The sequence below is a fragment of the Ensifer sp. Root423 genome, from assembly GCF_001426275.1.
GTDB lineage: Bacteria > Pseudomonadota > Alphaproteobacteria > Rhizobiales > Rhizobiaceae > Ensifer > Ensifer adhaerens.
In genome coordinates this window covers 223,558-236,159 of sequence record NZ_LMEG01000002.1, presented here as the reverse complement: position 1 = coordinate 236,159, position 12,602 = coordinate 223,558, and the positions used below count along the sequence as shown (strand labels likewise).

14 protein-coding genes are annotated in these 12,602 nt (G+C 64.0%); 12 read left to right on the top strand and 2 right to left on the bottom strand.

Annotated elements, in window-relative coordinates; all coding sequences use genetic code 11:
• Nucleotides 1-3 precede the first annotated feature (3 nt).
• Genes ASD01_RS04985 through ASD01_RS04945 form a run of 9 tightly spaced genes read left to right on the top strand, consistent with a single transcriptional unit; the run spans nt 4 to nt 7,652 of the window.
• Nucleotides 4-882, top strand: a complete 879-nt coding sequence (locus tag ASD01_RS04985; RefSeq protein ID WP_034789820.1) for a branched-chain amino acid ABC transporter permease — start codon at nt 4-6, stop codon at nt 880-882.
• Nucleotides 882-1,925: a branched-chain amino acid ABC transporter permease gene (locus tag ASD01_RS04980; RefSeq protein ID WP_034789818.1), complete on the top strand. Its 1,044-nt coding sequence runs from the start codon at nt 882-884 to the stop codon at nt 1,923-1,925. Before ASD01_RS04985 ends, ASD01_RS04980 begins: the two co-directional genes overlap by 1 nt.
• 9 nt (nt 1,926-1,934) lie before the next feature.
• Nucleotides 1,935-2,720: a glutathione S-transferase family protein gene (locus tag ASD01_RS04975; RefSeq protein WP_051659176.1), complete on the top strand. Its 786-nt coding sequence runs from the start codon at nt 1,935-1,937 to the stop codon at nt 2,718-2,720.
• A 19-nt stretch (nt 2,721-2,739) separates the two neighbouring features.
• Nucleotides 2,740-3,681 (top strand): dioxygenase family protein, encoded by a 942-nt coding sequence (locus ASD01_RS04970; protein ID WP_034789816.1) that lies wholly within the window; start codon nt 2,740-2,742, stop codon nt 3,679-3,681.
• A 39-nt stretch (nt 3,682-3,720) separates the two neighbouring features.
• Entirely contained in the window at nt 3,721-4,599 is an 879-nt protein-coding gene (locus ASD01_RS04965; RefSeq protein ID WP_034789814.1) for a beta-keto acid cleavage family enzyme, read from the top strand.
• Nucleotides 4,600-4,626: 27 nt separating this feature from the next.
• Nucleotides 4,627-5,631, top strand: a complete 1,005-nt coding sequence (locus tag ASD01_RS04960; protein WP_051659175.1) for a quinone oxidoreductase family protein — start codon at nt 4,627-4,629, stop codon at nt 5,629-5,631.
• Between the two features lie 13 nt (nt 5,632-5,644).
• Nucleotides 5,645-5,977, top strand: a complete 333-nt coding sequence (locus ASD01_RS04955; protein ID WP_034789812.1) for a cupin domain-containing protein — start codon at nt 5,645-5,647, stop codon at nt 5,975-5,977.
• A 27-nt stretch (nt 5,978-6,004) separates the two neighbouring features.
• The gene (locus ASD01_RS04950; protein WP_063979487.1) at nt 6,005-6,613 is read left to right on the top strand and encodes a gamma carbonic anhydrase family protein; all 609 of its coding nucleotides are present in this window, start codon (nt 6,005-6,007) and stop codon (nt 6,611-6,613) included.
• Nucleotides 6,600-7,652: an alpha/beta hydrolase family protein gene (locus ASD01_RS04945; protein ID WP_060643608.1), complete on the top strand. Its 1,053-nt coding sequence runs from the start codon at nt 6,600-6,602 to the stop codon at nt 7,650-7,652. The genes ASD01_RS04950 and ASD01_RS04945 overlap by 14 nt, the downstream gene beginning before the upstream one ends.
• Before the next feature lie 52 nt (nt 7,653-7,704).
• Here the strand turns inward: ASD01_RS04945 and ASD01_RS04940 are convergent, their stop codons facing one another.
• Nucleotides 7,705-8,763, bottom strand: coding sequence for an adenylate/guanylate cyclase domain-containing protein (locus ASD01_RS04940; protein WP_034789808.1), 1,059 nt, complete (start codon nt 8,761-8,763; stop codon nt 7,705-7,707).
• Nucleotides 8,764-8,932: 169 nt separating this feature from the next.
• On the opposite strand from ASD01_RS04940, the gene ASD01_RS04935 reads away from it, so the two are divergent.
• Both ASD01_RS04935 and ASD01_RS35940 read left to right on the top strand, forming a co-directional pair.
• Nucleotides 8,933-9,388 (top strand): SRPBCC family protein, encoded by a 456-nt coding sequence (locus ASD01_RS04935; RefSeq protein WP_034789805.1) that lies wholly within the window; start codon nt 8,933-8,935, stop codon nt 9,386-9,388.
• A 196-nt stretch (nt 9,389-9,584) separates the two neighbouring features.
• The gene (locus ASD01_RS35940; RefSeq protein WP_089042981.1) at nt 9,585-9,752 is read left to right on the top strand and encodes a hypothetical protein; all 168 of its coding nucleotides are present in this window, start codon (nt 9,585-9,587) and stop codon (nt 9,750-9,752) included.
• A gap of 98 nt (nt 9,753-9,850) precedes the next feature.
• Here ASD01_RS35940 and ASD01_RS04930 read toward each other — a convergent pair whose 3' ends face one another.
• Entirely contained in the window at nt 9,851-11,920 is a 2,070-nt protein-coding gene (locus tag ASD01_RS04930; RefSeq protein ID WP_034789803.1) for an ATP-dependent helicase, read from the bottom strand.
• Nucleotides 11,921-12,295: 375 nt separating this feature from the next.
• Between ASD01_RS04930 and ASD01_RS04925 the strand changes: the two genes are divergently transcribed.
• Nucleotides 12,296-12,475 (top strand): hypothetical protein, encoded by a 180-nt coding sequence (locus tag ASD01_RS04925; protein WP_034789801.1) that lies wholly within the window; start codon nt 12,296-12,298, stop codon nt 12,473-12,475.
• Nucleotides 12,476-12,602 lie beyond the last annotated feature (127 nt).

The following is a 12,602-nucleotide window of genomic DNA, read 5'->3' as shown; positions in this document are numbered from 1 at the left end:
GTGATGACAGACATTCTTCAGATACTGATACTCGGCCTCGCGCTCGGCGGCGTAATCGCGCTGATGGGGTCCGGACTTTCGCTGGTCTTCGGCGTCATGCGCATCGTCAACCTGGCCCATCCGTCGCTGATCATCTGCGGCGCCTATGTCAGCTATTGGGCCTTCAAGCTCTGGGGCCTCGACCCGATCGCCACGCTGCCGATCGCGGCACTGATCATGGCGGCGATCGGCGTGCTGCTCTATCGCCTGATGTTCGAGAGCCAGGCCAAAAGCGCCCGCTACTCGGAAATGACGGTACTTCTTACCTTCGCGCTGGCGATGATCGTTGAAGGCTTCCTCGGCGCCGCCTTCACCAACACCCAGCGCGTGACCTCGCCGGAATATGCGACGGACGCCTTCTTCATCGGCAGCCTGTTCATCCCGAAAGGGCAACTCTATGCCGGCTGTGTGTCACTCGCGATCATCGGCGCGCTGACGCTGTTCCTCAACTACTCGCGGCTCGGCTACGCCATCCGCGCCACCACGCAGAACCGCGAGGCCGCCGAACTGCTCGGCGTCAACGTCAACCTCATCAGCATGATCGCCTTTGCAATAGGCATCGGGCTTGCAGGTGCTGCCGGTTCGCTGGTGAGCTTCGTCTTCAGCTTCTTCCCCGCCAAGCAGTGGGAATGGATTGCAATGCTGATGTCGGTCGTCGTCCTTGGCGGCATGGGCAGCGTGCTCGGCACCGTCGTCGCCGCTCTTCTCCTGTCGGTCATCGCCGCATTCGTCGGCACCTGGGTGGGCGCCACCTGGTCGACCATGACCTTCTTCCTCGCACTCTTCGTCATCCTGCTGATCCGTCCCCAGGGCCTGTTCGGCGAAAAACCGGAGTTGGCATAATGGCCGTAAACCTACAACAAGCCGACGCGAGCTCGGTGCTCGAGGCCCGTCGCATTCACAACCAGAAGCTTGCGCGCCAGCATGACCAGACCCGCGCCACATGGTTCCCTCTCACCGTTCTCGGTGTGCTGCTCGCCCTGCCGCTCCTGCAACTAACCGGCAACTACAACTACCTGCTGCACCTTGTCCTGTTCACGGCTTCTTATGCGGTCATGGCCAGCGGCTGGAACATCATCGGCGGGTTCGCCGGCTATATCTCGCTCGGCCACGCGGTGTTCTTCGCGATCGGCGGCTATTTTTCAGGCGTGCTCCTGGCGCGATACGGCATCTCGTCGCTCTTGACGGCACCGCTCGCCGGGTTGGCGGCCGCGGCCTGCGGCTATCTAGTCGGCCTCATCACGCTGAAGGTTCGTGGCCCGAGCTTCATCATCTCGTCGATCGCGCTCCTGATGATCGCCCGTATTCTGTTCGACCACTGGGAGTTCATCGGCGGCGCCAACGGCCTGTCGCTGCCGGTAACCGATCTGCCCGTTCAGACGGCGAAGCTGCCCTACTACTACGCCTTCGTGCTGATGGCTGCCTTCACCGTGTGGGCGACCTATCGCATCAAGCATTCCAAGTTCGGGCTTGGCCTGCGCGCGCTCTCCAAGGACGAGGTCAAAGCGGAAAGCGCCGGGATCAACACCCGCTTCTACAAGGTGCTGGCCTTCGCATTGTCCGCCTTCTTTGTCGGCATGGCCGGTGCAGTCTGGGGTGAGTATCTCACCTATCTCCGGCCGAACATCTTCCTGATCATCCTCGTTTCGGCAAACCTGGTGCTGATGTGCATTCTCGGCGGCAAGGGCACGATTGCGGGGCCGGTCGTGGGCGCGATCCTGATCGTCGCCTTCAACGAAATCTTCGTGGCGACCCTCGGCGCCTCCGAGATCAACATTCTCGCGACCGGTTTCGTCATGGTTCTCGGGCTGATGTTCTTCCCGAACGGCGTGATCGGAACGCTCGCCCGCAAGGGCAAGCTGCCCCGCGTCCTCAACTGGGATTGAGAGGCGACGATGCAGGACTTCATCCTCTACAACGCCCCTCAATCGACGTGCAGCCAACGGGTGCGATACGTTCTCAACGCCAAGGGCCTCGCCTTTAAGGAGCACAAGCTCGATCTCTTCACCGGTGACCAGCTCAAGCCCGAATATCTGGCGATCAACCCGAACGGCGTCGTGCCCTCGCTCGTCCACCAGGGCCGCGCGGTCACCGATTCCGCCGTCATCATGGAGTATCTGGAAGACATTCTCCCTGGTGGGCTTCGGCCAAGGGACGCCTTCGGCGCGGCGACGATGCGGGCAATGATGCGCTTCATCGACGAAGTGCCGACACCGGCGATCCGCGTGCCTTCCTACAACCTCGCCTTCCTGCCGCACTATCAGGCGATGACGGCGGAGGAGTTCCAGGCGGTCTGCGATGCAAAGCCGCTTCGCCGCGAGTTCCTGATGAAGATGGGGCGAAGCGGCTTTCCCGAGCCGGAAATGGAAGAAGCGCTCGGCCGCCTTGAGCGCGGCGTTCAGCGCATGGCGGCGTGGCTTTCCGACAATGGCGGGCCGTGGGTCATGGGCGATCAGCTGACGTTGGCGGATATCGCGATCATGCCGGTGATCGTCCGGATGGACGATATCGGACTGTCCTCGATGTGGGCGGAGATGCCGGCGATCCAGAGATGGCTCGATGCCATCCGCGCAACCGGCGCCTTCGCTGAAACCTATTACTACGGGTCGCTGCTGACCGAAAAATATCCGCACCTGAAGACGGCCAAGCCCGAACTTCGGCTCGCCGGGTCCGGCCTGTGACGCGGAAAGGAGAACAGGGATGAACAGCCATATCAGCCCCGAGGCAAAACTGATTTCCAAGGAGGCCGACGTCACGCCGACGGTGCTTGCCGCCATGTCGCGCGGCGACGATCCGCGGCTCAAGCAGATCATGGACACGATGGTCAGGCATTTGCACGCCTTCCTGCTGGAAGCGCGCCCGACCGAGGCGGAATTCGAGTACGCCCTGCGCTGGATCACGGCGGTCGGCCAGGCGACCAACGAGGCGCACAACGAGACCGTGCTTGCCGCCGACGTGCTCGGCGCTTCGACGCTGATCGACCTGATCAACAATGACGGCATGCAGGGCGAGACGCTGTCAGCGCTCTTGGGGCCGTTCTATCGCGGGGGTGCGCCGAAATGCTTAAACGGCGACTGCATCGCCCGTTCGGATACGCCGGGATCGCAGCTCTACTTCACCGGGCGAGTGACCGATCCAGCCGGCCGACCCGTCGAAGGGGCGACCCTCGATGTCTGGCAGGCGTCCCCGGTCGGGCTTTACGAGAACCAGGACGAGACCCAGGACGACTTCAACCTGCGCGGCCGTTTCACCACGGATGGCGACGGTCATTTTCACTTCGTGTCGGTGAAGCCGGCAGGCTATCCGGTTCCGACCGACGGGCCGGTTGGCGACCTGCTGCGAGCGCAGAAGCGGACACCGATGCGTCCGGCCCACATCCACTTCATCGTCTCGGCGCCGGGCTACAAGACGCTCGTCACCCAGATCTTCTCCGACAGTCACGAGGCCCTGGTCAACGACGTGGTCTTCGGCGCGAAGCAGCAGATCGTCGGGAAATTCTTCCGCCACGATAGCCCGGACCCGGAGTTTCCGGGCGCCGCGGCGCCCTTCTACAGCTGCAACTATCACTTCAAGCTGGTGGAGGGTCAATCGGTCCTGCCGCTGCCTCCGATCTCCGGAAAGAAGGTGGCGCACCATGGCTGAGAGATCAAACAGGTCGCGCCCTGGCGCGGGAGGCTTGTGATGCAGCAGAACGTCATCATCACCTGCGCGGTCACGGGCAATCTTACGACGCGGGAAAACCATCCCGGACTTCCCGTCACGCCCGAAGAGATCGCCAATGCCTGCCTGGAGGCGGCCGATGCCGGCGCGGCGATCGCCCACATCCACGTGCGCGATCCGGTTACGGCAAAGCCCTCCATGGAGCTAAAGTACTACCGCGAGGTCGTCGAGCTCATCCGGGCCAAGAACACGGCGCTGATCCTCAACGTCACGACCGGGCCCGGTGGCCGCTACCACCCGAGCGACGAGAACCCGGCGGTCGCCGGACCACGCACGACGCTGATGCGGCCGGAAAAGCGGGTCGAGCACATCGTCGCGCTGAAGCCTGATATCGCCACGCTCGACCTCAACACCATGACCTTCGGCTCCGAGGTCGTCATCAACACGCCGGCCAACGTCAAGATCATGGCCGACATTATCAACGAGGCGGGCTCCAAGCCGGAGCTTGAGGTCTTCGACACCGGCCACATCCAGCTCGCGCAGGACCTCCTGAAAGCCGGCGTGCTGAAGTCGCCGGCGATGTTCACGATCGTCACCGGCGTCAAATACGGCTTTCCCTCGACCACCGACGTGATGGCGACCGCGGCGCGCATGCTGCCCGGCGACGCCGTCTGGACCGGCTTCGGCGTCGGTCGAATGTCGTTCCCGATGGCCGTTCAGGCCTATCTGCTCGGCGGTCACGTTCGGGTTGGCCTGGAGGACAACTCCTACATCGCCAAGGGCGTGCTCGCCAAAGGCAATGGCGAACTGGTCGAGCGGGCAAGAGACCTGATCGAGAAGCTCGGCGGCCGGATCGCCGAGCCCTCCCAGGCCCGCGAAATTCTCGGACTGCGTGCATAGGCATCGATTTCTGCAAGGAGGCATAGAATGAACATTCAGGTGGACGCGAAGATCGCCCGAGCGCTGAGGGTGACGGAAAAATCCCCCGATCTCGACAATCTCAAGATCGACGTCGTCGATGTCGCGGTGCCGCGGCCGGGTCCCGGGCAGGTGCTGGTCGAGATCGTCGCGGCGGGGGTCAATCCCAGCGACGTGAAGGCATCCCTCGGGCACATGCCGCACGCCATCTGGCCGCGCACGCCGGGCCGCGACTTCGGCGGCATCGTGCGCGAAGGACCGTCGTCGATGATCGGCATGGAAATCTGGGGCGGGGGCGGCGAACTCGGCATCACCCAGGACGGCAGCCACGCCAAATGGATGGTGCTCGACCAGAAAGCGGTGCGCGCCAAGCCTGCGAATTTCACCATGCAGGAAGCGGGCTCGATCGGCGTGCCGTTCATCACCGCCTTTGAGGGCCTGCGCGAAGCCGGCGGCGTGCAGCCGACGGATGTCGTGCTCGTCTGCGGCGGCAACGGCAAGGTCGGGCAGGCGGTCATCCAGCTCGCGACCATGGCCGGCGCCAAGGTCTTTGCGGTCGAGTACAATGAGCAGCCGCTTCTGGCGCACACCAACGCGCCGGTCGAAATGCTCAACAGCGCCAAGGATGACGTTGCGGCGATCGTGCGCGAAAAGACCGGCGGCCACGGGGCCGACATCGTCTTCAACACGGTCGGCAGTCCCTATTTCGAGATCGCCAACAACGCGATGGCGAAGCAGGCGCGCCAGGTCTTCATTTCCACCTTCGACCGCGCCGTGCCGTTCGATATCTTCAACTTCTTCCGCGGGCGTCACAAATATATCGGCATCGACACGCTGGCGCTGTCGTCGGTCGAGGGTGCCCGAATCTTCGACAAGCTCAAGCCGAAGTTCGAGGAAGGCAAGTTGAAGCCGTTCCCGATCAATCCGGCGACCGTCTATGGCTTTGCCGACGCCGCCAAGGCCTACGCCTCGGTGCTGCGCGGCACGCCCGAGCGCGTGCTGCTGGTGCCCTGAGGAGGAGCGGACGATGCAGGTGACGCGCTACGGCGATGCCAGATCCTATGAGGCGCCGGAGCACTACGGCATGCACTGCCTGCGGCTCCAGGGAAAGGAGGCGACGGCAACCGATACGATCTGGATCGGCCTGTCGCACCTCCTGCCCGGTGGTCATACGTCGCTGAAGGACGCCACGGTCGAGAAGATCTACATCGTCGTTGCCGGAGAGGTGACGGTCGAAACCGGCAGCGAGTGCGTCACGCTCGGCTTTCTCGACAGTTGCCGGCTTGCGCCCGGCGAGGCGCGTGCGCTCGCCAACCGCACCAATGCGCCGGCGTCCATCCTGCTCGCCATGCCGACCTGAGCGCCGCCGCAGAACGGAGAATATTTGATGGTTTCATCGGGTCTTTACCAGCTGGGCGCGCGCGCGCCGCGCGTTCCCGCCAATGGACGATTTTACGTCGCGCCCGGCGCCGTGGTGATCGGCGACGTGTGGCTCGAAGAGGATGTCAGTATCTGGTTCAACGCCGTCTTGCGCGGCGACAACGAGCCGATCATCCTTCGGCGCGGCTGCAACGTCCAGGACGGATGCGTCGTTCACACCGATCCCGGATACCCCGTGGAGATAAGCGAGGATGTTACCGTCGGACACAACGCCACAATTCACGGATGCCGGATCGGCAAGGGAAGCCTCGTCGGCATGGGGGCGGCGATCCTCAACGGCGCGCAGATCGGTGAGCGATGCCTGATCGGCGCCGGCGCATTGGTGCGGGAAAACATGGTCATCCCGGACGGCTCTCTGGTCCTCGGGGTGCCCGCCCAGGTCGTGCGCGTTCTTGACGGAAAGACGGCCGAAGCTTTGTCGATCGGGGCGCAACGCTATCGCGCGAAAGCCCGGAGCTATCCCGGGGATCTCCAGCCGGTCTCCGTCGAACACGTATCGTCGGGGGCGGACCCAAGCAATTACATCATGCGGGAGAACATGCATGACGCAGAATGAGAACCGATTGGTCAGTGTCGTCGAGCATTGGCTCCCGCGCATGGAGGTCGCCGGGATCCCGTCGGCAACCGCACGTGCCGTCATCGAGCGAGCCGGCGTCTGGCAGAAGTGGCTTGCTGCCTGGAGCGAGGAGGGCGAGCGTCACGCAGAGCTCGGCGCTGCGGCTCTGGTCGCCGGCCGCAACGTGACCGCCGGCGAAGCCTATGCCCGCGCCAGTCTTTTTTATCATTTCGGACAATTCATGGCCTTCGAGGATCTGGAGGCAAAGGCGAGGGCCGCCACGCGAAAGGTGGAACTCTACCGTCTCGCGGCACCCTTGCTTGATCCGCCTGGCGAGATGGTCGCTGTGCCCTTTGAGGACGGCGAGCTTCGGGCCGTTCTTCGCGTGCCGAACGGAGACGGCACACACCCGCTGGCGCTGATCATCCCGGGCTCGGATTCGACCAAGGAGGAATTCCCGGCCTTCGAGCGGCATTTTCATGCCCGCGGCGTTGCGACCCTTTCGCTCGACGGTCCCGGCCAGGGTGAGGGCCGTTCGATGGGTACGCTGCGCCCGGACATCGGTTCGGCGGTTGAGGCGGCCATCCGGTCGGTAGAGGCGCACCCGCGCCTTTCGGGCAAGGTCGCGCTCGTTGGCGTGGCCTTCGGCGGCTTTCTTGCCCTGCGCGCCGCCGCGTCCGTGCCAACGCTCGCCGGCGTCGTCTCCATCAACGGCTTCTTCGATCTCGGTGGGTTCTGGGACGCGCTGCCGCAGGTCTATCGCGACAACATGCGCTTCTCGCTCGGGGGCGCGGATGTTCGCGAACGTGCCGACCGTTTCACGCTGGCGCGCTGCCCGCCGCCGACCGCCCCGGCGCTCATCCTCCACGGCGGACGCGACAAGATCTTTCCACCCTCCGAAGCGGTAAAATGCGCAGATATCTGTGCGCGTGGAGCCGAACTGCACATCTTCGAGGATGGCAACCACGTCTGCAACAACATCCCCTGGCTCTACCGCCCGCTTGTCGCCGACTGGGTGGCGGAGCGCACGCGCGTGTGACCGTCGAAGACGGACGCTTCGCCGTTCACGGCATGGCCGTGGAAGGGCTGCGTCACGCGTCCGGCAAGGTGAAGACGGCGCAGGGTGCTGCGATGCCGCGCAAGGGATGCTCGCCGAGCGGCAGCAGCGGCGTCGACGCGGCCTCAGCCACGGCACCGGAGATCAGCACGGAGCAGCCGAGCGGCCGGCACAGGCCCTCCAGGCGGCTGACGAGATTGACCGCCGGGCCGATGGCTGTGAAGTCGAGCCTATCGGCGGCACCTATATTGCCCCAGAGAATGTCGCCGAGGTGCAGGGCGACGCCGAAGGAGAGCGGCGGTAGCCCCTCGGCCTGCCGGGCCTGGTCGAGATGCGCCATGCCGGCGCGCGCGGCGGTGACCGCGCGCAAGGCCGCGTCGCAGGCTTCGCTCGGCGAGCCGCTCACCGGAAAGATCGCCAGAACGCCGTCGCCGATGAATTTCAGCACCTCGCCGCCAAAGGCATGGATCGCGCCGGCGAGGCGATCGAACCAGGCGTCGAGGGCCGCGATCACCACGGCGGGTTCCGATGTTTCGGACAGCGCCGTGAAGTTGCGCAAATCGGCATAGAGCAGGGCCGCGCGAATGGTTTCACCGGTGCCGCGGGTGAGCGCTCCGGCGCGGACACGGGCGGCGCTGCGGCGGCCGAGATAGGCGTCGAGCAGAGCGGTGAGCGCGGCCCGCTCGGCAAGAACCGCCAGGGGCGCGACGGCAAAGCGCGCGACATCACCAAGCCGCGCCGTCTCTTCCGGGCCGAACGGGCGCGTCCCGGCCCAGCCGAGCGGCGCGCGTTCGTTCCCCGAACCGGTCGATTGTTGCAGCAGTGGCCCGAGCCCGGCCAGCCACTCCTCTCCCGCCCGGTCGGAGACGGCGCCGGCAAAGCCCAGGCTCTCGATCACCACGCCGGTCTCGGCTCGCCAAAGCCAGGTGCGGCGGGCGATGATCGGATGCGGCACGGCGAGCGTAAGCGCGCCGCCCGAGAGCGGCAGACCGTCGGCGACGAGCCGGCGGCCAATGTCGGACAGGAATCGGTCCGGCTCCTGCGAGGCGCTTGCCTCGTCCACGAGCCAGGCAAGGGGGGCGGACAAATCCATGCCGAAGAGGATAGGGTCGAGCGCCCTATGGACAAGCCCTTTCCCGCCGCCGCGCTGCGCGCAAGTCAGGGGCGGACGGTGGCGCCGTCCGTCACGGCGGTCTATGATTGCGGCAGCCTGCAGAAGGACTCTCAAGCCGCAGGCAGGCCAATCAGCAAAGGGAAGACCGATGCCAGAAGCCCTCGTCGTCCGCCGCGAAGCGCATATTCCGGCGCCACCCGCCGCAGTGTTCGCTCTTTTGACCGACCCGGAAAAGATCCTGCGCTGGATGGGAACGGAGGCCGACACCAAGGCGGAGCCCGGCGGTCTCTATCTCGTCAACGTAACCGGGGCCCGTTTTGCCCGCGGGTCTTTCCGCGAGGTCGTGCCGGTGCATCGGCTCGCCTATAGCTTCGGCTGGGAAGGCAGCGACATTGTCCCGCCCGGCTCGAGCCTGATCGAGATCGACCTGATCGAGCAGCCGCCCGGAACATTGCTGCGCCTTACGCAAACGGGTCTGCCCAGCGCCGAACAATGCGCCGGCCATGCGGAAGGCTGGGCACATTATCTGGAGCGGCTGGGCCAGGTTGCGTCGGGCCGCGATCCAGGCCCCGATCCCTGGCTCGGCCGCGACGGCGCGGCTTGATGCAGACGTCCCTTGCCTGCCACGACTGGGCCTGAAGGCTTGACGACGGCGTTGGAATGCCATGTTGCTTGGGATTGGCGCGAACCTGCTTTCACATCTTATTGATGCCAAATCAGGACGTTAGGCGGTACATGTCATTGCGGTGCGCTGGCTGAACGCGCCGGGACATGTATGAGTTTACTCGGGATGGGAGCGAATGGACGACAACAACATCATCAAATTTGAACGACCAAAGCCGAAAAAGGAGGCGAAGCCGGCCAGCCCTGTGCCGCGGAAGGCGTTGATTTGGCTGGCACTGATAGCCGCCTTGGTTGCGGTGTGGTCGTACTATCAGTTTATCGCGCCGCCGAGCTTGCCAGGCTAACAACGCTACAGACCGGCGGTTGGCGAGCGGCACGCGCTCCTCGCTTGGTCTGTCTGCAGACACGAGCGCACAATTCGCGAGCTCGCCACCGCCTTCGCTCACTTCCACATGGAGCGCATGCGGGCGCCGACGTCGATGCGGATCTGCTTGGCGCTTCGCTCGCTGGCGCTTGCCGAGATCTTCGGCCAGCTCGTCGTCTCGAAAAACTGAAGCAATGTCGCCGGGATGAAGCGGGTTCGCGAGGCGTAGACATGCCGGTCGCCCTGGGCGTTCTGGCCGTGGGTGAAGAAGCGCTGCGGCGTCACCAGGGAGAGATGATCGCGTGCCCGTGTCATGCCGACATAGAGCAGCCGCCGCTCCTCTTCGAGTTCGGCAGTTGTACCCACGCCGAGATCGGACGGAATGCAGCCGTCGACGACGTTGAGCATGAAGACCGAGCGCCATTCCTGGCCCTTCGCCGAATGGATGGTCGACAGGATCAGATAGTCCTCGTCGAGCAGCGGCACGCCCGCCTGGTCGCTCGTGGCATCGGGCGGGTCAAGGGTCAGCTCGGTCAGGAAACGTTCGCGGTTCTGGTAGCCGCCGGCAATCTGCTCGAGCTGCAGCAGGTCGGCCTTGCGCGTGTCGGCGTCTTCATGGATCCGGTCAAGATGGGGCTCATACCAGGCGCGCGCAGCGCCAATCTCCTGCGGCCATCCAGGCTCGGCCCGTCGCAGACCGGACACCAGGTCGACGAAGCCGGTCCAGTTCTCGCCGGTCTTGGCGGGAGGCGGGATCTCAGCAAGAGCCGCGAGTGGTTCCGGATCGGCGGCGATCGCATCGAGGATCTTTCCAGCGGTCTGTGGGCCAATACCGGGCAGCATCTGCAGCAACCGGAAACCTGCGACGCGATCACGCGGGTTCTGCGCGAAGCGCAGGACTGCGAGCAGGTCCTTCACATGGGCGCTGTCGAGAAACTTCAGGCCACCGAATTTCACGAACGGAATGTTGCGGCGGGTGAGTTCGACTTCGAGCGTTCCGCTGTGATTGGACGAGCGAAAAAGCACCGCCTGCTGCTTCAAGGCGATACCGATCTCGCGGCCAGCGAGAACCTGCTCCACGATGTAGGCGGCCTGATCCGCTTCGTCCTTGACGGCGACGAGCAACGGGCGCTGCTCCGATTGCCTGTCCGTCCAGAGGTTCTTGGTAAATCGCTCCCGCGCCAGGCCGATCACGCCGTTCGCAGCGGCGAGGATCGGCTGCGTCGAGCGGTAGTTCCGGTCGAGGGTGATGACGTCGGCAGGCTCGGGCGAAAAGGCGTTCGGGAAATCGAGAATATTGCGAACCGTCGCAGCCCTGAAAGAATAGATCGACTGGGCGTCGTCGCCAACGACCGTCAATCCGTGGCCGCCCGGTCTGAGCGACATCAGGATCGACGCCTGCAGCCTGTTGGTGTCCTGATACTCGTCGACAAGAACATGATCGAAGCGTCCGCCGATATCTTCGGCAAGCTCCGGATCGGAAACCATCTGCGCCCAGTAGAGCAGGAGATCGTCATAATCGAGCACGTTCTGCGCCTGTTTGGCATCGACGTAAGCCGCAAACAGCGCCTTGAGCTGTTCGTCCCAGCCGGTGACCCAGGGATAGGCCGACTTCAATACGTCGCCAATCGAGCTTTCAGAGTTCACGACGCGCGAATAGATCGAAAGGCACGTTCCCTTTGTCGGGAAGCGGCTTTCCGTCTTCGAGAAGCCGAGCTCGTGGCGCACGAGGTTCATCAAATCGGCGCTGTCCTCCCGGTCGTGGATCGTAAAATCCGGGCCGAGACCGATTTGTTCGGCGTAGATGCGCAGGATCCGGGCGCCGATGCCATGGAAGGTGCCGGCCCAGGAGAGCGCGTCCGTCATGACTGCAGCGTTGTCGCCAAGGACCTGGCGGCAGATGCGCGCGACCCGGCGGGTCATCTCGGCTGCTGCGCGTCGAGAAAAGGTCATCAGCAGAATGCGGCGCGGATCGGCACCGTTGACGATGAGATGCGCGACGCGGTGGGCGAGCGTATTCGTCTTGCCGGAGCCGGCACCGGCGATGATGAGAAGCGGGCCGCCGACCTGTCCTTCCGGCAAGCCGATACCGTGCTCGACCGCCTCACGCTGGCGGTCATTGAGTTTTTCGAGATAGGCGGCGCTCATGCGTTCCCGTTCGTTTTCGTCGCACTCAGTCACTGCCCGCATCGATTTGCATCCAAGAGTCGGGCAGGAACAAAGAAAGAACTAGCAATTTAGCATCCAGATGAAAACCCTGACGTCGCCGAGTTTTCGCTCCTGCAACGTCGGAATGTCACTCTTCCAAGGTTTTGATGACCTGCGAGATCGCCGATAGGCTTGATTGCTGCAGGTAAGGCCAATCGGCCGTGGATCGAGATCTGTCGCGGGTGATCGCCGGCTTATCGATCGGCCTATACCTATGGCTGTGCGCCGCACGAAGAACGCGCGACGGCTTGTGGCCTTATATAGTAGATTAGAAATATGCTCCGCTCCTGCGTCCACTCGAAAGAGGAAGAGCACATGGACGAACGGAGCGTTGAAAATACCTGCGAGGCCACCGGCTCGACCGCCGAATTGCAGGAGATTGCGCGCAAGCTGGCGTCGCTCGCCCAAGAGATCAGGTCAATTGCAGCGACCCCGCTCGGCGAGACGGTCGTACTCGACGAAAGCGGCGATGGATCGGAAACGGCAGTCGACTGATGTCGGCCGCGGGGCAGCGGCTTTACTTGTTCGGTACAGGCATTCATTCCTCAATTGGGAGATGGCCGTGATCTGCCTGCGCGCTTAGAACCAGCCTACGGTGGCGACCTTGGGATATTCGGGACGT

Coding starts and splice junctions, on each gene's coding strand:
- ASD01_RS04955 (WP_034789812.1), top strand. CDS start 5,645: ATGCAGGTGACGCGCTACGGCGATGCCAGATCCTATGAGGCGCCGGAG.
- ASD01_RS04945 (WP_060643608.1), top strand. CDS start 6,600: ATGACGCAGAATGAGAACCGATTGGTCAGTGTCGTCGAGCATTGGCTC.
- ASD01_RS04950 (WP_063979487.1), top strand. CDS start 6,005: ATGGTTTCATCGGGTCTTTACCAGCTGGGCGCGCGCGCGCCGCGCGTT.
- ASD01_RS04970 (WP_034789816.1), top strand. CDS start 2,740: ATGAACAGCCATATCAGCCCCGAGGCAAAACTGATTTCCAAGGAGGCC.
- ASD01_RS04925 (WP_034789801.1), top strand. CDS start 12,296: ATGGACGAACGGAGCGTTGAAAATACCTGCGAGGCCACCGGCTCGACC.
- ASD01_RS04965 (WP_034789814.1), top strand. CDS start 3,721: ATGCAGCAGAACGTCATCATCACCTGCGCGGTCACGGGCAATCTTACG.
- ASD01_RS35940 (WP_089042981.1), top strand. CDS start 9,585: ATGGACGACAACAACATCATCAAATTTGAACGACCAAAGCCGAAAAAG.
- ASD01_RS04980 (WP_034789818.1), top strand. CDS start 882: ATGGCCGTAAACCTACAACAAGCCGACGCGAGCTCGGTGCTCGAGGCC.
- ASD01_RS04985 (WP_034789820.1), top strand. CDS start 4: ATGACAGACATTCTTCAGATACTGATACTCGGCCTCGCGCTCGGCGGC.
- ASD01_RS04940 (WP_034789808.1), bottom strand. CDS start 8,763: ATGGATTTGTCCGCCCCCCTTGCCTGGCTCGTGGACGAGGCAAGCGCC.
- ASD01_RS04975 (WP_051659176.1), top strand. CDS start 1,935: ATGCAGGACTTCATCCTCTACAACGCCCCTCAATCGACGTGCAGCCAA.
- ASD01_RS04930 (WP_034789803.1), bottom strand. CDS start 11,920: ATGAGCGCCGCCTATCTCGAAAAACTCAATGACCGCCAGCGTGAGGCG.
- ASD01_RS04935 (WP_034789805.1), top strand. CDS start 8,933: ATGCCAGAAGCCCTCGTCGTCCGCCGCGAAGCGCATATTCCGGCGCCA.
- ASD01_RS04960 (WP_051659175.1), top strand. CDS start 4,627: ATGAACATTCAGGTGGACGCGAAGATCGCCCGAGCGCTGAGGGTGACG.